Annotated in this window: 15 protein-coding genes; 6 read left to right on the forward strand and 9 right to left on the reverse strand. The window is 74.9% G+C overall.

Annotation, left to right across the window (positions count from 1 at the left end; genetic code table 11):
• Nucleotides 1-3 precede the first annotated feature (3 nt).
• Together WMF43_RS13660 and WMF43_RS13665 are read right to left on the reverse strand one after the other, a co-directional pair.
• Entirely contained in the window at nt 4-1,041 is a 1,038-nt protein-coding gene (locus WMF43_RS13660; protein ID WP_437680465.1) for a hypothetical protein, read from the reverse strand.
• A gap of 49 nt (nt 1,042-1,090) precedes the next feature.
• Nucleotides 1,091-3,946 carry a protein kinase domain-containing protein gene (locus WMF43_RS13665; protein WP_437680466.1) on the reverse strand — a complete coding sequence of 952 codons (2,856 nt, stop codon included), beginning with the start codon at nt 3,944-3,946 and terminating at the stop codon, nt 1,091-1,093.
• Nucleotides 3,947-4,135: 189 nt separating this feature from the next.
• Here WMF43_RS13665 and WMF43_RS13670 point away from each other — a divergent pair, with 189 nt between their 5' ends.
• Complete coding sequence (locus WMF43_RS13670; RefSeq protein ID WP_437680467.1) at nt 4,136-5,599, forward strand: hypothetical protein; 1,464 nt, start codon at nt 4,136-4,138, stop codon at nt 5,597-5,599.
• A 43-nt stretch (nt 5,600-5,642) separates the two neighbouring features.
• Here the strand turns inward: WMF43_RS13670 and WMF43_RS13675 are convergent, their stop codons facing one another.
• The 4 genes from WMF43_RS13675 to WMF43_RS13690 all read right to left on the reverse strand — a co-directional run bounded on the left by WMF43_RS13675 (nt 5,643) and on the right by WMF43_RS13690 (nt 10,390).
• Nucleotides 5,643-6,842, reverse strand: coding sequence for a CaiB/BaiF CoA transferase family protein (locus WMF43_RS13675; protein ID WP_437680469.1), 1,200 nt, complete (start codon nt 6,840-6,842; stop codon nt 5,643-5,645).
• A gap of 190 nt (nt 6,843-7,032) precedes the next feature.
• The gene (locus WMF43_RS13680; protein ID WP_437680471.1) at nt 7,033-7,377 is read right to left on the reverse strand and encodes an SCP2 sterol-binding domain-containing protein; all 345 of its coding nucleotides are present in this window, start codon (nt 7,375-7,377) and stop codon (nt 7,033-7,035) included.
• A 125-nt stretch (nt 7,378-7,502) separates the two neighbouring features.
• Nucleotides 7,503-8,663, reverse strand: coding sequence for an IMP dehydrogenase (locus WMF43_RS13685; RefSeq protein ID WP_437680472.1), 1,161 nt, complete (start codon nt 8,661-8,663; stop codon nt 7,503-7,505).
• A gap of 227 nt (nt 8,664-8,890) precedes the next feature.
• A complete protein-coding gene (locus tag WMF43_RS13690) occupies nt 8,891-10,390 on the reverse strand; it encodes an acetyl-CoA carboxylase biotin carboxylase subunit (protein WP_437680474.1) in 1,500 nt (499 codons plus the stop codon).
• Nucleotides 10,391-10,560: 170 nt separating this feature from the next.
• Here WMF43_RS13690 and xseA point away from each other — a divergent pair, with 170 nt between their 5' ends.
• Genes xseA through WMF43_RS13705 form a run of 3 tightly spaced genes read left to right on the forward strand, consistent with a single transcriptional unit; the run spans nt 10,561 to nt 15,474 of the window.
• Nucleotides 10,561-12,324 carry an exodeoxyribonuclease VII large subunit gene (gene xseA, locus WMF43_RS13695; RefSeq protein ID WP_437680476.1) on the forward strand — a complete coding sequence of 588 codons (1,764 nt, stop codon included), beginning with the start codon at nt 10,561-10,563 and terminating at the stop codon, nt 12,322-12,324.
• A complete protein-coding gene (locus WMF43_RS13700) occupies nt 12,311-13,294 on the forward strand; it encodes a shikimate dehydrogenase family protein (protein WP_437680478.1) in 984 nt (327 codons plus the stop codon). The genes xseA and WMF43_RS13700 overlap by 14 nt, the downstream gene beginning before the upstream one ends.
• A complete protein-coding gene (locus WMF43_RS13705; protein ID WP_437680480.1) occupies nt 13,291-15,474 on the forward strand; it encodes an amylo-alpha-1,6-glucosidase in 2,184 nt (727 codons plus the stop codon). Before WMF43_RS13700 ends, WMF43_RS13705 begins: the two co-directional genes overlap by 4 nt.
• Nucleotides 15,475-15,551: 77 nt before the next feature.
• On the opposite strand, the gene WMF43_RS13710 is transcribed toward WMF43_RS13705, so the two are convergent.
• Together WMF43_RS13710 and WMF43_RS13715 are read right to left on the reverse strand one after the other, a co-directional pair.
• On the reverse strand, nt 15,552-16,496 hold the full coding sequence (locus WMF43_RS13710) for a DUF4123 domain-containing protein (RefSeq protein WP_437680481.1): 945 nt from the start codon (nt 16,494-16,496) through the stop codon (nt 15,552-15,554).
• 106 nt (nt 16,497-16,602) lie between these two features.
• Nucleotides 16,603-18,198: an oligosaccharide flippase family protein gene (locus WMF43_RS13715; protein WP_437680483.1), complete on the reverse strand. Its 1,596-nt coding sequence runs from the start codon at nt 18,196-18,198 to the stop codon at nt 16,603-16,605.
• Between the two features lie 251 nt (nt 18,199-18,449).
• Between WMF43_RS13715 and WMF43_RS13720 the strand changes: the two genes are divergently transcribed.
• Together WMF43_RS13720 and WMF43_RS13725 are read left to right on the forward strand one after the other, a co-directional pair.
• Nucleotides 18,450-19,175, forward strand: coding sequence for a class I SAM-dependent methyltransferase (locus WMF43_RS13720; RefSeq protein WP_437680485.1), 726 nt, complete (start codon nt 18,450-18,452; stop codon nt 19,173-19,175).
• 246 nt (nt 19,176-19,421) lie between these two features.
• Nucleotides 19,422-22,274, forward strand: coding sequence for a cation-translocating P-type ATPase (locus tag WMF43_RS13725; RefSeq protein ID WP_437680487.1), 2,853 nt, complete (start codon nt 19,422-19,424; stop codon nt 22,272-22,274).
• 61 nt (nt 22,275-22,335) lie between these two features.
• Here the strand turns inward: WMF43_RS13725 and WMF43_RS13730 are convergent, their stop codons facing one another.
• A complete protein-coding gene (locus tag WMF43_RS13730; RefSeq protein ID WP_437680489.1) occupies nt 22,336-23,238 on the reverse strand; it encodes a glycosyltransferase family A protein in 903 nt (300 codons plus the stop codon).

Consider the following 23,238-nt stretch of genomic DNA (forward strand, 5'->3'; position numbering starts at 1 on the left):
CCGTCAGCGGCGTTTCGCGCGCCGGTTGTGGCCGGCGGCGAGGGCGCGGTAGTCGATGGCCGCGTGCGGCCGGCTCGCGGCGGGGCGCAGATCGCCGGAGAGCCGCGTGAGCTCGGCGATCATCGCGCCGAGATCGCTCGCGCCCGCGGCCCGGCGCTGCGCGAGATCGCCGTAGGCGGCCTCGAGCGCGGGGATGCCCCTGCCGGAGACGTGCCCGCGGCGCGAGAGATCGACGTAGCTCCGCGCGAGCGCGGCGCTGTCGAAGTTGTGCGCGACGACCAGGTCCTGGGCGACGCGGAGCACGGCGTGCGCGCTGATCCGGTCGTCCTCGTGGAGCACGAACGCCGCCTGCAGGTAGTTGTAGAAGGGGACCACCCGGTCGCCGAAGATCCGGAAATCCGAGGGGGACGACTGCCGATCGAGGTGGATCAGGATCCGCTCGACGACGGGGCCCTTCTCGACGTAGCTGGCGAACCGGATCGCGTCGAGGATCGTGTCCTCGTAGGCGTGCCCGAGCCGCATCACCTCGCCGAGCGCGAGCGGGGTGACGCGCCCCTCGCAGACGTCGGCGTAGAGCGAGTAGACGAAGGCGTCGGCCTCGGCGTCGTCCCCGAGGAGCACCTCGCGGATCAGCGCCCCGCTCGCGTCGCGCTGGGTCGGCAGCTCGCAGCGCCGCTGGAGCAGCGCGGGCAGCTTGTAGCCGAGCTGGCCGCGCAGCGCGCGGAAGCGCAGCCGGAGGATGTTCTGCAGGTTCGGCTTCAGCGTGAGCGACGCCCACCGCGCGCCGTCGAGCCGGAGCTTCTGCTCGATGCGCGAGCGGAGCTGCTCCGGGCTGCCCGACAGGATGTGGGTCTCGACGCCGGCGCGGCCGAGCTCGCGCAGGAGCGATCCGGCGCCCGGCACCGTGCGCTTCTGATCGGGCCGCTCGATCGCGGTCCGCACGAGGTCGCGCAGCGTGTCGAAGTCCGTCCGGAGGTAGGTCTTATCGAGGTCCCAGCGCGCGATGAACGGGGCGCGCGGCGGCGTCGCCGGCGCGTTCACCGGAGGTCGGGGCCCTTGCGCTCGCTCCTCGCCGCTCACCGTCTCTCGCTCAGCGCGACGTCCACTCGCGCCGCATCTTGTCGAGCGACTGCACGACGTCGCTGTCGGCGCTCTGCCGGGCGAGGTCGAGCGCCTCCCGCAGGTACATCGAGGCCTCGCTCGTGCGCTCGCGCTGGTGCGCCACGTACGCCAGCGCGCCCAGCACGAGCGCGCGATCGGGGCCCCCGGGGCCGGCGAGGTCGAGCGCCTCGCGCAGCACGCCGTCGGCGTCGGTCAGATCGCCGGCGCGCGCCAGCGCCTCGCCGAGCTTGCGGCTGAAGATCAGGACGGCGCGCACGGGGTCGTCGAGCTCGCCGCGGAAGATCTCCCGCCGCGCGAGGTCGAGGCCGCGGCGCAGCGCGAGCACGCTGCCGGCGCTGTCGCCGCGCGCGGCGGAGCGATCGGCCGCCTGCTCGAGCAGCATGAGCGCGACGAACGCGTTCTGCGCGTGGTAGGCGTGGATCGCCTGCACCTCGAGCGGCAGGGCGAGCGGATCGCCCTCGCTGTCGAACGTCGCCTTCGCGTGCAGATCGCGCCGCACGCCGGCCGGGATCGTCGCGAGCGTCACGTCGCGGAGCAGCGGGTGCGTCGTGCGGATGCCGGTCGCGTGCTCCTCGATCATGCCGGCGATGAAGAGCTTGTTGAGCAGGTCGTCGAAGGCGCGGATGTCCGGGAGCAGCCGCTGCAGCGTGGCCCGGTCCGCCGCGTCCCCGATGACCGCGAGCGCCTGCAGCGTGCGGCGCGCGTCCTGCGGCAGCCGCTCGATCCGCGCGGCGACGAGATCGGCCATGCGCGCGGGCGGGTTGCTGCCCCCCTCCATGTTGAAGCGCACGAGCTGGTCGATGTAGAGCGGCGGCACCGTCGCGGCGTCGTCGGCGAGGACGCTCGCGGCCGCGGCGCCGGGCGGCAGGCCCAGCGCGGCGTGCTCGGCGCCGCCGTCGGCGTCGCGCCGCGGCGTGAACCGCGCGCCCCCGTTCGACGGGGGGCTCTTGTTGCGCGAGCCGCGGCTGTCCGCGTTCATCGTGCTCCGGAGCAGCGAGAGCGCGATGTCCTTCGGCAGGCCGCCGAGCGTGAGCACGGCGCCGCCCCAGTCCGGCTCGAAGCCCGGCGTGTGGCTGGCGACGATGAGCAGCGCCGCGAGCGGCGGCTCCGCGATCACGTCGGCGAAGGCGTTCCGGCTCGCGCCGTCGACGGCGTGCAGATCGTCGATCGCGAGCAGGACGCGCTGCGGGAAGGCGGCCTGGTGCGCGCGCGAGAGCGCCCAGCGCAGCGCCTCGGCGGCGATGAAGCGGCGGTCGTCGGGCGACAGGCTGCCCGCCGAGGGCTTGCTCCAGACGTGCCGGCGCACGTCGCTGCCGCGGTCGCCCTTGCCGAAGATCTCGAGCAGCCCGCGGCGCGCCTCCGGCGTCGCGCCGGTCCAGTGCGACGCGTTGCCGCCGTCGGGCGGGAGCTCGGCGAGCCCCGCGATCGCCCAGCGGAGCGCGTAGTAGCCGACCTCGGCGCCCCAGGGATCCGGGCCGGTCTGGATCACGACGTCGCCGCGGCTCGCGGCGACGTCGAGGAACTCGCGGAGCAGCCGGGTCTTGCCGACGCCGTGCTCGCCGACGATGCGCGCGGCGACGACCGAGCCCTGGACGTCGCCGAGGCAGGCGTCGAGCCACGCGAGGTCCTCCTCGCGCGCGGCGAACGGGAGCGGGAGCGGCGGGACCGCGGACGCGCGCTCGCGCCGCGCGCCCGCGCCGTCGCCGCGCGCCGCGCCGGCCGCCGCCCGCGGGGACGGCGTGGGCGCCTGCGGCTGCGCGACCCGGGCGCCGCACTCGCCGCAGAACTTCTGGCCGCGGGGCAGGATGGCGCGGCACGAGCCGCAGATGACCGTCGCCTCGGCGAACGAGAAGCGGCCCGACGGCGTGTCGAACGTCCCGACGGCGGAGCGCAGCGCGGACGCGAACTCGTCCGCGGACTGGAAGCGCCGCGCGGCGTCCTTCTCGAGCGCCTTCAGGGTGACCTCGACGAGCGGCTCGGGGATCTCGCGCTCGGGCGCGATCAGCGCCGGATCGGGCGGCGGCAGGGAGAGGTGCATCAGCACGACCTGCGTGGGCGACTCCGCCTCGAAGGGGAGCCGGCCCGTGAGCAGCTGGAACAGGATGACGCCGCACGCGTAGAGGTCGCTTCGCGCGTCGATCGGATCCCCGCGGCCCTGCTCCGGGGCCATGTAGTCGGGCGTCCCGCAGACGATGCCCGGGCTCGTGATGTTCGTCGTGACCTCCGCCTTCATCTTGGCGAGGCCGAAGTCGACGACCTTCACGAAGTCGCCGCCCGAGCGCATCGGCTCGAGCACGATGTTCTCCGGCTTGAGATCGCGGTGGATGATGCCGAGGTGGTGCGCCTCGGCGAGCGCGGCGAGCACCTGGCAGAGGATGTCGGCGATGCGGCGGAAGGGCAGCGGGCCGTCCTCGTAGACGACGCGGGCGAGGTCGCGCCCGCGCAGGAACTCCATGACGAGGTAGAGCTGCCCGCCGTTCTTGCCGAAGTCGATGACGCCGACGGAGTTCGGGTGGTTCAGGCGGCTCGCGGCGCGCGCCTCGGTGATGAACCGGACGGACGCGCTCTCGTCCCCGAGCAGGTGGGGATGGATGATCTTGACCGCGACGGTGCGCCCCAGGGCCTTCTGCTCGGCCCTGTACACGCGGCCCATCCCGCCCACCCCGACGAGCTCGAGGATGACGTAGTTGCCCGGGAGCGTCGTCCCGATCAGCGGATCGTCGGAGGTCCGGTTGAACTCCGAGATGGGGAAGCCGCACACCGGGCAAAATTTGTGCGCCTGCTCGCACGGATTCGCGCATTGCGGGCAGACCACTGTGGACACGCGCGGGACCTTACCACGTTCGGGATCGCGATTGGAGGCGAGGTCTTCCTTCCCCCCCGGAGCGCCGCCGGGAAGGGGGCGAAGAGGCTCGTCCAGCCGTCTGTTAGGTCCTGGATCCCACTTGGGGTAACCTCGGGCGCGATGGTTACGCCTCGCCTACGTCTCGGTCAGCTCCTGGTCGACGCGCGGATGATCACCCAAGAGGCCCTCGAGAGGACCCTGGAGCTGCAGCGCACGGACGGCCGGCGGCTGGGCACGCTCCTGGTCGAGCAGGGCCTCATCAATGAGACGCAGCTGACGCAGATCCTGTCGCACCAGCTCGCGGTGCCGTGGGTCTCGCTGCTGCACATCGAGTTCTCGCGGCAGCTGCTCAACCTCGTGCCCCACGACGTGGCCGAGCGGTACTGCCTCGTCCCGATCTACGTGCGCCACGTCCGAAACCAGGGCGAAACGCTCTACGTGGCGATGGACGATCCGACGAACGAGGACGGGATGAAGGAGTGCATGGCGTACTCCGGCCTGCCCGTGCGCGCGATGATCGCGCCGCCGAGCGACATCCGGAACGCGATCCGCGTCTACTACGGGGCGCGCGCGCGCTCGGCGCCGCCGCCGGCGCCCGCGCCGCGCGCGCAGCCGAGCGAGCCGGCGTCGCGAGGGCGGCCGCTCGATCCGCCGCCGCCGTCCTCCGAGCTCACCGGGGCCCCGGACACCGCCAGGCACGCGGAGGAGGTCACGTCGACGCCGGAGCCGCTGCTGCTGACGCGGCCCGCGGCCCGATCCGGGGCGCGCCCCGCCGAGGACACGGTGCCGGCGATCGAGGCCTCCGAGGTGGACGACGCCGAGAGGGCGAGCGTGCACGACGAGATCGAGGGGTGGGAGGCGCCGCGGCCGGCGCCGCCGCCCGTCGAGCGGGAGGTGCGCAGCCGCCCGGAGGAGCGGGTCATCCGGGGCCGCCCGGACGAGCGCGCGCGGCCGACGCTGAAGGTCGCGCCGTCGCCGGAGCTGCTCGCGGCCGCGCAGTCGGAGCGCCGGAAGACGCTGCGCCCCAGCGCCGCGCCGCCGCCGCTGCCGTCGTCTCCCGGCGAGGCCGCCCCGCCCGCGGACGCGACCCCGACGGCGAGCTCGCCGGCCGCGGCGCTGCTCGGCGCCGTGCTCGGGCGCGCCGCCGCCGCGCGCCGCGCCGCCGCGGAGGCCGCCGCGGAGCCCGCCCCGGAGCCGGCCCCCGAGGAGCCCGTCGCGGGCTACCGGGACGAGCCCCCGAGCGAGCGCGAGGTGCGCAACATCCCCGCGCCGCAGGGCCGCGGCCGCCGGCGCATGGTCTCGCTCACGCTGCTCGACGGCACGACGATCACGCTGCCCGCGCGCGGGTCCAAGGCCCAGCAGGCGCAGCAGCGTCAGCCGTCGGCCCCGACCCCGTCGACCCGCGCCGTCGCCCAGTCCGAGCCGCCCCCGGCGGCCGCGGCGGACGACGGGGGCCTCACCGCGCGCGATCTCGTCTCCGCGCTGCGCGCCGTCTCCCACGGCGCCGACGCGAGCGAGATCCTCGGCAACAACGTGCGCTGGGAGGCGATGTTCGCCGCGCTCCTGTCGCTGCTGCTCAAGAAGCACCTCATCGCCGACTGGGAGTTCGTGGACGAGCTGAAGAAGATCTGATCCGCGCCGGCCGGCGCGGATCAGCGCGCCGCGCCGGCGCGGATCAGCGCGCCTCGCGCGCCGCGCCGGCGCGGAGCAGCGCGTCGACGTCGTCGTCCGAGAAGCCCGCGTCGCGGAGCACGGCGCGCGTGTGCTCGCCGGCGCGGGGCGCCGGCGCGAACGCGACGCCCCGCGGCGTGACGGGCGTCCGGAGCTGGGGGACGCGGCCGCGCGGCGAGGGGATGTCGAACAGGAGCTCGCGCGACGCGAGGTGGGGATCGGACGCGGCGGCGCGCGGATCGAGGACGGGCTCGAGGCAGCAGTCGCGCTCGCGGGCGATCGCCTCCCACTCGGCGCGTGTCCGCCCCCGGAAGACGGCGGCGAGCCGCTGCTTGAGCTCGACCTGGTGCGGCCCGGGGACGAGCGCGCGCAGGTCGGGCTCGATCCCGGCGCCCTCGCAGAACGAGATCCAGAACTTCGGCTCGAGCGCCGCGAGCGCCATCGCATGCCCGTCCTGCGAGAGGTACGTGTTGTAGGCCGCGAGCCCGCCGGTGAGCGGCTCCTCGCCGCCGCGCGGCGGCTCCTCGCCGCGCGGCTCGCCGGGCGTGGGTTCGCCGGCCGCGAGCGCCGCGGCGAGGGAGGGGAGGGCGAAGCCGAGCGCGCCGTCGGTCATGGCGATGTCGAGCACCGCGCCGCGCCCGGTGCGATCGCGCTCCCGCAGCGCCGCGAGGATCGCGATCGCGCACCACAGGCCGCCGCTCACGTCGGCGACCTGGAAGCCCGGGACCTGCGGCGGGCCCGCGGCGGGCCCCTGCGCGCCGAGGAGGCCCGCGCGCGCGACGTAGTTGAGGTCGTGGCCCGCGCGCGCGGCCAGGTCGCCGGTCTGGCCGTAGCCGGTCAGCGCGCACACGATGAGCCGCGGGTTGTCCGCGCGCAGCGACGCGTGGCCGAGACCGAGCCGATCGAGCACCCCCGGGCGGAACTGATCCAGGAGCACGTCGTACGTGGCGGCGAGCCGGCGGAAGGCGTCGCGCCCCTCGGGCCTCTTCAGGTCGAGCGCGGCGCTCCGCTTGCCGCGGTGGAGGAGCTGGAACGCGGCGGACTCGCCGGCGATCTGCGGGGGGACGTGACGCAGGGGGTCGCCGCCCGCGACGTCCTCGATCTTATCCACCGTCGCGCCGAGATCGGCGAGCACGAGGGACGCGAAGGGGCCGGGCAGGAGCCGCGACAGATCGAGGACGCGCGTGCCTAGGAGCGGGCGCATGGCGATGTCCTTGACCGCCGCGCGGCGCCCGCGCGAGAGCGAAAGACGGAGGGAGCGGCGCAGGAGGCGCTCGGCGAGCGCGTGGGCGTCGAGCCGTCGGGGCGGGAGGCGCGCCGGGCTGCGGCCAGCCGGACGCGCGCCGCGTGGGGTGTCGCGGGCGGGCGCGGTGGGGGCCCGCCGCGCGTCGGGATCAGGCGCCCTGGAGCTGGAACAGCTTCGGGAGCTTCATGGCGAGCATCTGGTTGCCGGCGACCTTCAGCTTGCCCTGGAAGTAGAGCTGCATGCTGTTGGCCTGCGGGTTCTCGTGCAGCTTCTGGAAGTCCTCGGCGGCCAGCGTGATCGTGACATCCGCGTTGCCGGGGTTGCCCTGCTCGACCTTGGGCCCGGAGTCGGACGCGTCGAGGAACCATTCGCCGCCTCCCTCGCCGGTCACGTTGATCTGGAACTTCCCGCCGATCTGCTTCGCCACGTCAGGGTGCTTCGCGAGGGTGCTGGGGATCTCCTCGTTGAACAGCTTCTGGATATCGACGGCCATGGATCGCCTCCGGATGTCGTGTGGGACGCAGCGACGTGAATCGCCCGAGCGCCGAGCCGGGGTGTACCCGCGCCCGAACACGGGCGTCAAGCGAAGCGCGACGCGCCCCCCGCGCCTCGCCGGCCTCAGGCGCGCGCGCGGTACACGTGCGCGGCGGGCCGCGGCGCCTTGTCCAGCGCGGAACGGATCGGGACCATCAGCAGGCGATCGACGGCGACGCGCTGTTCGGCGGGCGGCGGGTCCTCCGGCGTGCCCTGCATCAGCCGGAGGTCGCGGAGGGCGCCGCGATCGAGCGGGCCGTCCATCCCGTCGAGCGCCGGCGCGAGCGCGGGGAGCAAGCACACGAGGACGACCTCGCTCGCGCCCTGGCGCACCCACGTGCCCTGGTACACCGCCGTGATCGTCTGCCCCAGCTCCTCCTGGAACACGAACGCGCGCCACTCGAGCGGCGCGGCCAGATCGAAGACGCGGCCGCCGGCGCGGAGCTCCCGGCCGTCCAGGCCGAGCGTCGCGCCGCGCGCGTCCGTCACGAGGAAGCGATCGAGGCACCCCGGCGCGCGCCGCGTGAGCTCGTCGAGCAGCGAGGCGAGCGCCGCAGGGCTGAGCGCGATCGGCTCGCCGTCCGGGCCGATCGCCTCTAGCCCGACCTCGTCCGAGCTCACGACCGACGCGCGGTCGAGCAGCGCGGCGAACGTGCGGCGCGACGGCCCGTCGAAGGCGGCGCCGATCGAGGCGATCCCGGCGGTGGAGCTGAGCAGGGCGACGACGCGATCGCGGCGCGGGGTCGCGAGCAGCGTCACCCCGAACCGCTCGCGCGCGGCGAGCAGCACGTGCGGCGCCCCGTCGCCCTTGCCGCGCAGGAGCAGCCGATCGCCGTCGAGGCTCAGCCCGCGCCGGCTCGCCTGCGCGGGCGGCAGCAGCTGCCGCCGCCCCCTCGCGAGCAGCGCCGCCGCCGCCGCCGCGAGGGCGAGCGGGACGACGGCGCGGACCACCGGGCCGCGCGCGGCCGCGGCCAGCACGAGCGCGGCGACGAGCAGCGGGATCGACCAGAGCCGGCGCGACCCCGCGCCCCCCGCGGGCGCCGTCTCGCGATCGAGCGCGTCGAACCACTGCGTCGCCGGGGCGAGCGTCACGGCCGCGTCGTCCGCGTCGCGCGCCGGCTCGTCCGCGCGCTGCGCGGCCGGCCAGCCTGTCTCGGGCGGAGGCTCCTTGGCGTGAGCCGCGAGCGGAGGGGGCTTTGCGACGGCCTCAAGAGGGTCCTTCTGGCCCTTCGCCTCGCGTCCCATCACACCTCCACCCCAGCCGAGAGTTCGGGTGCAAGATAGCATCGAGCGGGTCGAGCGCGACAGGAGACTTTGAACCGACGCGCTGCGTAGCTCGCGTCGCGTGTCGCGCATCCCGCATCGCGCACGTTGACGGGGCCGCCCGGGATGCGCGTGTTGTCTCTTGGGGTCTTTCTCGGGTGTCGCCGCCGCGTGGCTGCGCGCCATGTGCCGACGGCTGCGGTAGGACCTTACCTGAAGGTGCGGTGCTGGATCACCCAGGGCGAGAGCCGGGGAGCGCCCGGCTCGGGGGCGCCGCTGCGCGCGGGGCGCCGCTCCGCCCGGGCGGCCGCGACGGCGAGGGCGGCGGCGAGCGTGGCCTCTTCCTCGGCGGGGACCGCGGTGGGGCCGCAGAGCTCCGCGGTGTGCTCGGCGATGAAGCCCGTGTCGTAGCGGCCGGCCTGGAAGTCGGGGTGGGCCAGGAGGTTCTCGTGGAAGGAGAGGTTCGTCCTGATGCCCGTGATGGCGTACTCGGCGAGGGCGCGGCGCATGCGCGCGATGGCGGCGCGCCGATCCGGCGCCCAGACGGAGAGCTTCGAGATCAGCGGGTCGTAGTGGCTGGGGACCACGGCGCCCTCGTAGAAGCCGCTGTCGTCCCGCACCCACGGGCCGGCCGGGGGGCGGAGCGTCGCGAGGGTGCCGGGGCTCGGCAGGAAGCCGGAGCTCGGATCCTCCGCGTAGATGCGGCACTCGATCGACGCGCCGCGCCGCGAGACGGCGTGCTGCTGCAGCGAGAGCGGCTCGCCGGCGGCGATCTTCACCATCTCGGCGACCAGATCGACGCCGGTCGTCCACTCGGTGATGGGGTGCTCCACCTGGAGGCGCGTGTTCATCTCGAGGAAGTAGAAGGCGCCGTCCTCCGCCAGGAGGAACTCGAACGTGCCCGCCGAGTGGTAGCCGACCGCGAGCGCGCCGCGCACCGCGACCTCGCCCATGCGCTCCACGAGCTCGGGGGTGGCGACGGGGCAGGGCGACTCCTCGACCACCTTCTGGTGGCGCCGCTGGATCGAGCAGTCGCGCTCGAAGAGGTGCACGAGGTTGCCCTCGCGGTCGCCGAGCACCTGGATCTCCACGTGGCGCGGCCGGAGGATCGCCTTCTCCAGGTAGACCGTGGCGTTGCCGAACGCCCGCGCGGCCTCGCTCTGCGCCCGCTCGTACGCCGCCGGCAGGTCCTCCGGGCGGTGCACGAGCCGCATGCCCTTGCCGCCGCCCCCGAACGCCGCCTTGAGCATCACCGGGTAGCCGAGCCGCGCCGCGAGCTCCTGCGCCTCCGCGACGCTCGCGGGCTCGCCGCCGGGGACGATGGGGACGCCGGCCGCCGCCATCTTGGCGCGCGCCGCCGGCTTCGAGCCCATCGCCGCCATCGCGCTCGAGGGCGGGCCGATGAAGGTGATGCCAGCCCGCTCGCACGCTTCCGCGAACTCGCGGTTCTCCGACAGGAACCCGTAACCGGGGTGGATGGCGTCCGCCCCGGAGCGCCGGGCGACGTCGAGGATGCGGTCGATGCGGAGGTAGCTCTCGGCCGCAGGCGCGGGGCCGATGGGGTACGACTCGTCCGCGAGGCGGACATGGAGGCTGCCGCGGTCGACATCGCTGTACACGGCGACGCCCTGGATGCCGGCCTCATGCAGGGACCTGAGGATGCGGACGGCGATCTCGCCGCGGTTGGCGATGAGGACCTTACGGATCACGAGCGGGCCGTATCACACGGCGGCGCCCGCGCGAAAGGCCCCGTTGCGCGCCGCGCCTCGCCGTGCGCCCGTCCGTTGCGCGCCGCGCGGCCCGCCCGCGGGGCGGCCTGACGCGGGATCAGGCCCGAGAGAGTATTCCCCCAGGCCGAGCAAAAGGGTACGTGTGCCCTGTGCAGCGCCGCGATCTCCCGCCCGAGCTCTCGTTCGCGGCCATCCCCGCCGTCGAGCCGCGCGAGCTCACGAGCCCGCCGTCCCCGCGCCGCCCCCGGGGCGCCGAGCCCGAGGTCGTCTCGGTCGCGGAGCTGGACCGCCGCCTGAAGCGGATCCTCGAGGGGTCGACCGCGGACGTGCGCGTCGAGGGGGAGATCTCGGGCCTGCGCGTCGTGGGCAGCGGCCACGCCTACTTCACGCTCAAGGACGAGCGCGAGGAGGCGGCCATCGACTGCGTGATGTACCGGACCGCGGCGCCGCGCGCGCGCAAGCTGCTCGCGGACGGCGCGCGCGTCGTGCTCACGGGGCGCGCCACGGTGTACGTGCCGCGCGGCCGGCTCCAGTTCTGCGCGGACGACGCGCGCCTCGCCGGCCGCGGGGCGCTCCTCGAGGCGCTCTTCCGGCTCAAGGAGAAGCTCGCCGCGGAGGGGCTCTTCGCGCCCGAGCGCAAGCGCCGGCTGCCGGTCGATCCGCAGATCATCGGCGTCGTGACGAGCGGCGACGGCGCGGCGATCCACGACATCGTGACCGTCGCGTTCCGCCGCGGCGCCGCCCGGCTGATCCTCGCGCGCACGCCCGTGCAGGGCGCCGGCGCGGGGCAGCGGATCGTGCGCGCGATCGCGCTGCTCGAGGAGTTCCCGGGCATCGAGGTGATCATCGTGGGGCGCGGCGGCGGCTCGGCCGACGACCTCAGCGCGTTCAACGAGGAGATCGTCGTCCGGAAGGTCGCGTCCGCGCGCGTGCCGATCGTGAGCGCGGTCGGGCACGAGATCGACGTCGCGCTGACCGATCTCGCCGCCGACGCGCGCGCGGCCACGCCGTCGCAGGCTGCGGAGATGCTCGTCGCGGACGCGGCCGCGCGCCGCGCGGCGCTCGAGCACCTCGAGGCGCGCATGCGCCGGGCGATCGCCCACCGGCTCCGGGCCGCGCGGGCCGACGTCGACCGGCAGCGCGCGCGGCTCGGCTCGCCCGCGCAGATCCTGGCCGAGCCGCAGCAGCGGATCGACGACGCGGTGGCGAGGCTCCGGCGCCGCATGGAGCGGATCCTCGCCGAGGACCGCGGCGGGCTCCAGCGCCTCGAGCGCCGGCTCGCCGCGCGGCACCCGCGCGCCGTGATCGCCGGCGCCCGCGGGGCGCTCCGGCCGCTGTCGGTGCGCCTCGGCGCGGCCGCGCACCGCCACGTGGCCCTCTTGCGCGAGGGGTTCGCGCGCGACGTCGCGCGGCTCGAGGCGATGTCGCCGCTCCGCGTGCTCGCGCGCGGCTACGCCATCGCGACGGACGCGTCGGGGCGCGCCGTCCGCGACCACCGCGAGGTCGCGCCGGGGGATCCGATCGCGGTCCGCGTGCACCAGGGCTCGCTGCTCGCGCGGGTCGTGGCCACCGCGGCGCCGGGCGAGCCGCTCGTCGACCCCGGCCCGGCGGCGCCGGCCGCGCCTTCCATGGCCGCGCCGGCCGCGCCCGCCGCGTCGGCCGCGCCGGCCGCGCCGGGGTCGACGAGCGGCCCGCCCGCGCGGCAGGCCGGCGGGCCGCGCGCGGCCGGGTCGGGCCGCGCCCCGCGGCGCCGTGCGCAGGCGGGCGCGGCCGGGTGCGAGCAGCTCGGGCTCGGCTTCGCGGCGGAGGAGCGCGCCCCGACGTTCGGACTCGCGGGCGCCGCCGGGCAGGTCCCGGCGGGGCAGGGCGGAGCGGAGGCCGGCCCGGAGGAAAGGCACCATGTCGAACGCTGAGCGGCGAATGTTCGGTCTGGTCGGGCACCCGGTGGGCCACTCGGTCTCGCCGGCGATGCACTCGGCCGCGTTTCGGGCGCACCACCTGCCCCACATCTACAGCGCGTTCGACGTGCCCACCGGCTCGGAGCTGGCGCGCTTCGTCGGCGACATCCGCAGCGGCCTCATCGCGGGCGCGAACGTCACGATCCCGCACAAGCGCGCCGTCATGCCGCTCGTGGACGAGGTGGACGCGACCGCGGCGGAGGTCGGCGTCGCCAACGTCCTCTGCGCGGCGGAGCCGCGGCGCGTGACCGCGCACAACACCGACGTGCTCGCGCTCCGCGACGAGCTCGACCTGCTCCTCCGGTCCGGCGCGCCCCGCGGGGACGACGCGGCCGGGCCGCACAGCGCGGGCCCCCCGCGGCAGCGCGCGGTGATCATCGGGGCGGGCGGCGCGGCGTTCGCGGCGATCGCCGCGTGCAGGATGCTCGGCTACCACCTCATCAGCGTCACCACCCGGTCGTGGACGAGCACCGAGGCGATGCTCGAGTCGCCCGCGGGCGAGCGCGCGTCCGAGCTCGGCGCGCTCACCATGCCCTGGCCGATCCCGTCCGACCGCGCGGTCAGCAGCAAGTCCTCGGTCGCGCTGCGGCTCAACTGGACCGAGTTCGCGGTCGCCGCCGACCTGATCATCCAGGCGACGAGCGCCGGGATGCTCGGCGGGCCGCCGGGCGAGGAGGTCACGAGCATCATCCCGTGGGACTCGCTGTCCCCGGACGTGCGCCTCTACGACGTCGTCTACAACCCGCCGGTGACGCCCTTCCTGCGGATCGCGCGCGAGCGAGGGCTCCGCGCCTCCGATGGGCTCGGCATGCTGGTCGGGCAGGCCGCGCAGTCGTTCTCCCTCTGGACCGGCCTCCCGGCCCCGGTCGACGTGATGCGCGCAGCCGCCGAGGACTCGCTGAGGAAGGCCACCGGCAATCGATGAGCTCTGACGGATCCCGGAGGAACGGCTCGCCCCACGGCGACATCGCGCCCGCGCCCGCGCCGACGCGCCCCCAGGGCGCCGCGCCGGAGCACCCCTCGCCCTGGCCGCACGTCGAGGTGCGCGGCCAGCTCGCGATCGCGCGGCAGGAGTGGCTGCACACGAACGGGGCCGGCGCCTACGCGAGCTCGACGCTCGCGTGCATGCACACCCGCCGCTACCACGGCCTGCTCGTCGCCGCCCTCGACCCGCCGCGGCGCCGGCACGTCATGCTCTCGCACGTCGACATCAGCCTCCGCGCGATCGGGCAGGGCGGGCCCGCCGAGCGGCGATCCTGGCCGCGGTGGGACCTCGCCAAGCACCAGTTCCCGAGCATCGATCCGGAGGTGGGCCCCTTCTACCTCGAGCGCTTCGACCAGGATCCGCTCCCCCGCTGGACGTACACCGTGCCCGTCGGCCAGCTGGAGGTGACGCTCGGCCTCGTGCGCGGCGAGAACGCCGCGGTGCTGCGCTACGCCTTTCGCGGGCCCGATCCGGTGATGCTCACGCTGCGGCCGCTGCTCGCCGCCCGCCACATGCACCACCTGCTCCGCGAGAACGGCGGCATCTCCCAGAAGGTCGAGCTGCGCGCCGGCGCGCCCCGCGGCGAGCCCGGCTCGGGGCGGGAGCGCCCCTCGGCCGGCGAGGTCCGCGTGCAGCCGAACCGCAACCTGCCGCGGATCTGCTTCCGCTATCAGGGTACTTTTGTGGGCTCGCAGGACTGGTGGCGCCGCTTCGAGTACCTGGGCGAGCGCGACCGCGGGCTCGACTTCAACGAGGATCTCTGGACGCCCGGCCTGTTCGAGACGGTGATCAGCGACGAGCCGGTGCACCTGCTCGTGGCCGTGGGCGCGCTGCCCGACGAGGAGCCGGAGGTGCTGCTCGCCGCGGCGGCCGCCGCGATCCGCGCCGAGGATCCGGGGCCGCGGCGGCCGCTCCTGGAGCGGCGGCTGTGCATCGCGGCGGAGACGTTCCGCGCCGACGCGGCCGCGCGGCCGGGCGTCATCGCGGGCTACCCGTGGTTCGAGGTGTGGGGGCGCGACGCGCTCATCGCGCTGCCGGGCCTCTACCTCGTGCCGCGCAAGACCGAGGCGGCGATCCGCGTCGTCCGCGCGATGATCGAGGCGATGCAGGACGGCCTCGTGCCGAACCGGCTGCCCGACGCGGGCGAGCCCGCCGAGTTCCACACCGCGGACGCCACCCTGTGGCTGTTCGAGGCGGCGCGCCTGCTCGCCGACGAGCTCGGCGACACGCACCCGTTCGTCACGGGCGAGCTCCTCGGCGCGCTCCGCGACGCCTTCGAGGCGGCCTCGCGCGGGACCCGGAACGGGATCCACATCACGGCCGACGGCCTCTTCGCCGCGGGGCGCCCGGGCGAGGGCGGGATCGACGGGCTCACGTGGATGGACGCGCGCGTCGGGGGCCGCGCGGTCACCCCGCGCGCCGGGTGCCCGGTCGAGCTCACGGCGCTGTGGGCGAAGGGCTCGGAGACGCTCGCGCGCCTCGCGCGGGCCATCGGCGAGGACCTGCTCGCGCGGCGCGCGGAGGCGGCCGCGAGCGCGGCGCGCCGGGCCTTCGCCGCGCGCTTCTGGTGCGAGGAGACGAGCTACCCGTACGACGTGATCTCGGAGCAGGCCGAGGGGGCGGGGGCGTTCCGCGACGCGTCGATCCGCCCGAACGCGGTGATCGCCCTCGCCGTGGATCCCGGCTGCTTCACGCCGGAGCAGGCGTCGACGCTGCTCGAGCGGGCCCGCCTGGAGCTCGTGACCCCCGCCGGCCTGCGCACGCTCTCGCCGGCCGATCCGGCGTACGTGCCGCGCTACCACGGCGCGCCCGACGCGCGCGACGCCGCGTACCACCAGGGCACGGTCTGGCCGTTCTTGCTCGGCTTCTACGCGCGCGCGGCCCGGCGCTACTCGACGCTCGGCGAGCACGTCGTCCCGCTGCTCCACCGGCTCGTGGCCTCCGCGGCGGCGAACGAGATCGCGCTCGGCCACGTGCCCGAGGTCGCGTCCGGGGAGCCGCCGCACCACCCGGGCGGCTGCTTCGCGCAGGCCTTCAGCGTGGCGGAGCTCCTGCGCACGCTCGCCTGGGACCTGCCCCCGCAGGAGCCGGGCGGGGCGGCGGGCTCGCCGCAGCGCTGATCCGGCGGCCGCGCGGCGCCACGGCGATCCGGCGGCCGCGCGGCGCCACGGCCGCGCGGCGTGGACCCTGACTCGCTTCAGTCCGCGCGCTCGAGCGGCGACTCCTCGCGGACGGCCTTGCCGCCGTGGGCCGTGAAGCGCAGGAGCTTGCCCGGATCCTCGGCCTCCATCGCGAAGGCCTCGATCTCCTCGAACAGCGCCTCCACCTTGCGCGGCTCGCACGTGGGGAGGAACCTGCGGAGCACGCGCGGATCGTAGAAGCGGAAGTACTGCTGCTTGCCGGTCCCGCTCTCGACCAGCAAGAACCGGCGGAGGTGCTTCCGCACGTCGACGAACGGGCGGTTGCTCGTCAGGAAGACGCCCCAGCTGTCGCCCCAGCCGCAGTCGATCAGCGCGTCGAGCAGCCGGGAGCCGTGCGGGAGGTGCACGAGCGTGGGGCCGACGTCCGCGAGGATCTCGCCCTGGATGCCGGTGTAGAGCGAGGCGCTCTGCTCGCCCGCCTCGCCGAGGAGCAGCCGGATGCGGGGGTCGCGCGCGGCGTCGAGCACCGCGAAGAGCGGCGAGCGCTCCTGCTGGAGCCGCTGCCGCGCCGACGCGGCGAACGGCGCGCCGGACGCCGCGGGCGCGGTCCTGCGCGAGCGGCGCGAGGGCGGCGCGGGCTTGGTCGGCGCGCAGGCGAAGCTCGACGGGCGGCTCGACGCGCGGCGCGCGCCGCGCACCACCGAGAACACGGTGGCCCCGGCGCGGATCTCGTCGCCCTCGTGGAGCGGCGTCGTGCGGGCGCGCTCGCGGTTCACCTGCGTGCCGTTGCGGCTGCCGAGATCGCGCAGCAGGTAGCCGCCGTCGAGCTGCTCCACCGAGAAGTGCAGGGCCGAGAGCTCCCCGTCGCTCGCGACCGAGAGATCCGACTCCGGCGCGCGGCCGACGAGCAGCGGACGATCGGCCGGGATGCGCGCGGTCTGTCCAGCCAGGGGGCCCGAGGTGACCTGGAGGAGGAAGCCTGCTTCCTGGTCTTCGCTCATAGTCGTCTCCATCGCCAAAGCCGCCGACGAGCCCGGCGGGTAAGCGTAGAACAGCGGTCGACGCGAAATCCACCCGAAGGCGGGGACCACGAGAGGCGCGCTCGCATCATCCGTGGCGGCTGCGCAGCGGCTCGAGGCGGAGCCAGCGCGCGACGAACGCCCGGTCCTCGGGGGCGAGCACGCCGGTGAGCCACGCCGTGATGAGGTAGAGCGCCGCGTAGAGAGGGATGCCGACCGTGAGGCACAGCGCCGGGCGACGATCGACGGCGCCGGAGAGGAGGAGCGCGACGAGCGGCGCCGCGGCGGCGAGCGCGGTGGCCGCGACGCGCCCGTAGTAGGCCCACGGGAAGACGCCGCGCAGGCCGACGCCGGAGAAGCGCGCGATGCGGGCCACGAGCAGGACGACCACGACGACCTGCGTCAGCACGGCCGAGAGCGGCGCGCCGATCATCCCGAGCGTGGGCAGGAGCAGCAGGTTCGCTGCGGTGTTCACCACCATGGCCAGGACCTGGATGCGCAGGATGACCGACGTTTGCCCGAACGCCATCAGCATGATGCCGTACGCCGTCACGCGCAGCGGCAGCAGCGCCGAGTAAATGCGGAACGGGACGGCCGCGCCGGCGTAGGCGTCGCCGTAGATCGTGCGCATGAGCGGCTCGGCGAAGAGGAGGAGGAACGCCGCGATCGGGAGCATGATCAGCGTGGTCTTGCGGATCCCCGAGTGCCACAGGGCGATCGCCGCCCGCGCGCCCTCCGCGGGCGTCCGTCCCTTCTCGACGCAGGCGACGAGGTCGGGGAGCATCGTCGACGCGACGGCGTAGGCGAGCACGCTGACGAGCGGCAGCTCCTGCGAGCCGACGGCGAACTCGGCGTAGAGGCCCGCGCTGAAGAACAGGCCGATGACGAACTTGTCGAGCTTCTGGTTGAAGAGGCCGGCGAAGCGCGTCGCCGAGAGCGGGAGCGCGTACCGGAGCTGCGCCCTGACGCCGCCGGGGAACGCGGCGACGGGGACGCCCTGGAACAGCCGCGCGTAGAGCCGGTAGGAGAGCCAGAGCCGGAGGGCCTGCGCCGCGCACTGCGCGGCCACGATCACCACGATGGAGCACCCGAGCGCGGCGGGGACGATCGCGCCGGCGGCGTTCGAGACGGTGACGAGCAGCGCGACACCCGCGGACTTGCGGTGGTTGTTCGTGGCGATGAAGAGCGGGCTGAAGAGGCTCGCCGGGAAGGCGAACATGCTCATCAGGCCGATGAGCAGGAGGGGCGCGGTGATGCCCTCGCGGCCGTCGAGGAAGACGCTGGGGACGAGGGCGAAGGCGGAGAAGGCGAGCGCGGAGAGGGCGCCGAGGCCGAGCAGGAGGAGCAGGCTCTGCCGCACCAGACCCCTGAGCTCGGGGCGGCTCAGCTTGGGCGTGAAGTAGAGGAACGACTCCGGGAGGTAGAGCTGCGCGAGGTCGCGGCCCGTCGTGAACAGCATCGTCACGAACGCAAGCACGCCGTACTCCGTCTTGCCGAGGAGGCGCACCACCACGATGCCCTGCACGAGCAGGATGAGCGTGCTGACGACCTGCCCGCCCACGATCATCCCGATCCGGTCCGCGAGCGACGTGCCCTGCTCCTCGGCGTCGGGCGCCCCCTCCGCGGTCTCCGGCGCCCGCGGCGGCGCGTCCGGGTCGGCCGGCGTGGGCTGCTCGTCTCGCATGGCGGCTCGGTAGCACATGCGCAGGCGAATGCGGCCTCCGCCGCGCGGTGGACCGGCGGCGGCCGGCGGCGGCCGGCGGCGGGCGCGGCGGCCGCGGATCCGGCGCGTCGGGGCGGCGCGCGCGCCGCGGGAGGTGCTGCGTCCCGCGGCGGTTCGGTGTAGGCAGGGGTCGCGCCGTGTGCTCCGCGGGGTCCGCGAGGCCCCGGCGCCGCGCCGGCGGCGGGGCTCGCGCGCCCCGCGGAGGTGGACGAATGGCGGAAGGCGACGGATTCCAGCAGGAGATGGCGGCGATCAGCCGCTATTACACGGAGCGCTTCCTGCCCACGAGCCCCTGGGCCAGCCTGCTCAACGGCCACCCCTACCTCTGCGCGCGGCAGCGGCAGCGCCGCCTGCGCGAGGCGCTCATCGCGTGCGGCGTGCGCACGCCCGAGGCGCTGCGCGAGATGTCGGTGCTCGACGTGGGCTGCGGGTCGGGCTCCAACCTGGCCTGGCTCGTCGAGCTCGGCGCCGACCCGGCGCGCCTCACCGGCGTCGATCTCGTCGCGGACCGCATCGAGGTCGCGCGCTCGCGCTTCGCCAACATCCGCTTCGTCGCGGGCGATTTCCTGGCGTCCGACGTCGGCGGTCCGTTCGAGATGGTGATGATGTTCGCCGTGCTGTCGTCGGTGACGAACCCGGAGCTGAAGCGGCGCCTCATGGAGAAGGCGCTCGGCCTGCTCCGGCCGGGCGGCATCTTCTTCTTCTACGACGTCGTCTCGCGGCGGCCCGTGCCCGGCACCGCGGCGTACCAGCGCCTCACCTTCGCGGAGCTCGAGGGGTACTTCGCCCCCCGCAAGGTGCATTATCGCCGCAGGGACCTCCTGCGCCGCGGCGTCGCGGAGCGGCTGCTGCCGCGCTTCGGGGTGACCGTGGCCGAGCTCGTCCAGGCAACCCGGCTGTTCAACATCGACGGCACCTTCGCCTACGTGCGGGGGTAACGCCGTTGCCACGGGTGGGGCAAAAGACCCCATCGGGGTGAAAAGGGCCTGCGGACCGGCGCGCGGCGTCGATCGGTCATCGATGCAGCGCGCCGGATGGGCCGGTTCGCGCGGCCCGGCGCTGGCATGCTGGATGCCATGTGCTGGATCGCGCGGTCTACCGGCGTGTCCAGCGATGTTTCGACGGTGGGGCAAGGCCGGTGAGCGCAGCGCGCACAGCGCACAGACCGCTGCAGGAGAACCTCAATGTCCCAACGTGTGCTCCCCGCATCGGCCCCAACGGCGTGGCACAGCCTGTCCGCCAGCGACGCGCTCGCCAACGTGAAGAGCGTCGAGGCCGGCCTGTCGCAGGAGGAAGCTGCCCGCCGGCTCCAGGAGGTCGGGCCCAACGTCATCCAGCGCGCGAAGGGCGACAGCGCGCTGAAGCTGCTCTTCCGCCAGATCAACGACCCGCTCATCTACGTGCTGCTCGCGTCGGCGGCCCTCGCGGTGGCGATGGGAGAGGCGATCGACGGCGCGGTCGTGCTCGCGGTCGTGGTGCTCAACACCGCGATCGGGTTCGTGCAGGAGCTCCGCGCGAGCAGGGCGATCGAGGCGCTCTCGGGCATGGTGCCCCAGTCGGCGACGGTCGTGCGCGGCGGCGCGAGGAGCGCGATCCCGGCGGCCGACGTCGTGCCCGGGGACGTGGTGGTGCTCGAGGCGGGCGACAAGGTCCCCGCCGACGCGCGGCTCCTGTCGGTGAAGAACCTCGCCGTGGACGAATCGGCGCTCACCGGGGAGTCCGTCCCGTCCGACAAACACACCCAGCCGGTCGCCGAGGACGCCGGGGTCGGCGACCGGAAGAACCTCCTCTTCGGGGGGACGCTCGTGACGCGCGGCACCGCCACGGCCGTGGTCGTGGCGACCGGCGGCGCGACCGAGCTCGGGCGGATCTCGTCGATGCTCCACGAGGCGACCGAGATCGAGACGCCGCTCACGCGCTCGATGGCCAAGGTGGGCCGCGTGCTCACGATCGCGATCGTGGCGGTCGCGCTGCTCATCGTCGGGATCGCGCTGCTCCGGGGCTACCCGCCGGTGGACGCGATGCTCGCGGGGATCTCGCTCGCGGTCGCCGCGATCCCCGAGGGGCTGCCCGCGATCATCACGATCTCGCTCGCGATCGGCGTGCAGCGCATGGCGCGGCGCCGCGCGGTGATCCGGAAGCTGCCGGCGGTCGAGACGCTGGGCAGCACCGCGGTCATCTGCTCGGACAAGACGGGGACGCTCACGCGGAACGAGATGACGGTGCGCGCGTTGTGGACCCCCGCGACGCCCGCGACGCCCTCAACGCGTGATTCCGGGGGCGCCGCGGGCGCGGTGCTCGAGGTGACCGGCGTCGGCTACGCGCCCGAGGGCGAGCTCCGGCGAGACGGCGCGGCGGTGGGCGAGCTGCCCGAGGCGGCGCGCGCGCTGCTCCGCGCCGGGCTGCTCTGCAACGACGCGCGCATGACGCGCGAGGGCGACGCGCGCGGCATCGAGGGCGATCCCACGGAGGGGGCGCTCGTCGTCGCGGCGCAGAAGCTCGGGGTGGACGTGGAGGAGACACGCCGGGCGTACCCGCGCGTCGACGCCGTGCCGTTCTCGTCGGAGCGGCAGATGATGGCCACGCTGCACGAGGCGCCCGGCGGCGAGCGGGTGATCTTCATGAAGGGCGCGCCCGAGGCGGTGCTCGGCGCGGCGTCGATCGGCGAGGCGGAGCGGGCCGAGGTGATGGCGCAGGTGGAGCGCATGGCGGCGCAGGGCATGCGGGTGCTCGCGGTGGCGTCGCGCCCGTTCTCCGACGTCGCCGGCGCTGCCTCGCTCGACGAGGCGCACCTCACGGAGGGCTTCGCGCTGCTCGGGCTCGAGGGGATGATCGACCCGCCGCGGCCGGAGGCGATCGACGCGATCAAGGCGTGCCACGAGGCGGGGATCACGGTGAAGATGATCACCGGCGATCACCTGGCGACGGCGCGGGCGATCGGCGAGCAGCTCGGGCTGGTGCAGGGCGGCGCGCGGGCGATGAACGGCACGGAGCTGTCGCGGCTCTCGGACGAGGAGCTGCGCGGGGCCGCGGCGGGGACACACGTGTTCGCGCGCGTGGCGCCGGAGCACAAGCTGCGCCTCGTGAGGGCGCTGCAGGCGGAGGGGAAGGTCGTCGCGATGACGGGCGACGGCGTGAACGACGCGCCGGCGCTGAAGCAGGCCGACATCGGCGTGGCGATGGGGATCACGGGGACGGCGGTGTCGAAGGAGTCCGCCGACGTCGTGCTGACCGACGACAACTTCGCGAGCATCCGGGCGGCGGTGGAGGAGGGGCGCCGCGTCTACGACAACCTGGTGAAGGCGCTGGCGTTCGTGCTGCCGACGAACCTGGGCGAGGCGCTGATCCTGCTCGTGGCGGTGATGGTCTTCCCGATCGCCGGGGGCGTGCCGCTCATGCCGATCACCGCCGTCCAGATCCTCTGGGTGAACCTGGTGGCGACGGTGGCGCTGTCGCTGCCGCTCGCGTTCGAGGCGATGGAGAAGGACGTGATGGGCCGCCCGCCGCGCGATCCGCGCGAGCCGATCCTGAGCCGGTTCGTCCTCGTGCGCACGGCGATCGTCGCGGTGCTCATGACGGCGGGGGCGATCGCGGTGTTCCTGTACGAGTACTCCACCGAGGTGCGCGGCGGCGTCGTGTCGGACTTCGCGTACCGCGAGGCGCAGACGGCGGCGGTCACGACGGTCGTGCTGTTCCAGATCTTCTACGTGCTCAACTGCCGCTCGCTGCGCGACTCGATCCTGGCGATCGGGCTCTTCTCGAACCCGTGGATCTACGTGGGGATCGGCGGGCTGCTCGCGCTGCAGCTCTGCTTCGTCTACGCGCCGTTCATGCACACGCTGTTCGGCTCGGCGCCGCTCTCGCTCGACGCGTGGATCAAGTCGACGCTGGTGGCGATGTCGATCCTGCCGGTGATGAGCGTCGAGCGGTGGTGGCGGCTGCGCCGGTCGCGGCGCTCGGGCGAGGGGGAGCGCCAGGCCGCGGCGCCCGGGGTCGGGGGCGTGGCGGGGGTGATGGCGTCGCGCGGCGGCGCCTGACCCCGCGGCGGCGCCTGGCCCCGCGGCGGCGCCTGGCCCCGCGGCGGCGCCTCAGCCGCCGTCAGAACCCGAGCCGGCGGAGCGCGGCGCGCGCCGGCCCGGGCAGGCGCGCGGCCGCGACGATCTTCCAGAGCGTCCGGTCGCGCGAGAGCCCCCGCCGCATGGCCGACCGCGCGAGCTCCGCGGCGAGGGCCACGTCGCCCGCCGCGTAGTTCGCCTCCGCCGAGCGCTTCTCGCCGTGGGCCAGGAACAGCGACCGGCGCCGGGGATCCGCGAAGAAGCGGGGGTGGCGCGCGACGATGATCTCGTGCGTCTCGTGGTAGCGCCGCGCGTAGCTGCTCGAGACCTTGGTCGGGTGGCCGGTCCGGTAGAGGACGGCGACGCCGCCGCAGTGCACGCCGCGCACCCCGAGCTCGGCGAGCCCGATGTGAAAATCGTAGTCGCCGTTGCCGCGCGCGAGCTCCGTTGCGAACCCGCCGAGCCGCTCCCAGAGCGCCTTCTCGTAGACGCAGCCGGCCGGCAGGGCCTGCCTCGACACGAAGTCGTCCGGCGCGACGGCGGCGGGGTAACGCCAGAACCGGCGCTGCTTTCCGAAGAGCTCGTAATCGCCGTAGACGAGGCCGACGCCCGGGTGCCGCTCGAGGGCGCGGTTCGCCTTCGCGATCGCGTCGGGGGGGAGCTTGTCGTCGCCGTCGAGGTAGAAGTGGTAGGGCGTCTCGGTCAGCTCGAAGGCGCGGTTGCGCGTCGGGTAGGGGCCCATGTTCACGGGCATGCGGGCCTTCAGGAGCCGCGGGTGCTCGATCGACGCGAAGACCTCCTGGGTGCGGCGGTGCTCGGTCCCGTCCATGACGAGCACGGCCTCCCAGCGGTCGTCGGTCTGGGCGAGCAGGCTCTCCCAGCACTCGAGGAGCCAGTCGCCCTCGGCGTAGCAGGTGATGCCGACCGTGATGAGCGGCCTCGCCAC

Origin of the sequence: Sorangium sp. So ce131 (assembly GCF_051519095.1) — a bacterium.
Classification (GTDB): Bacteria; Myxococcota_A; Polyangia; order Polyangiales; family Polyangiaceae; genus Sorangium.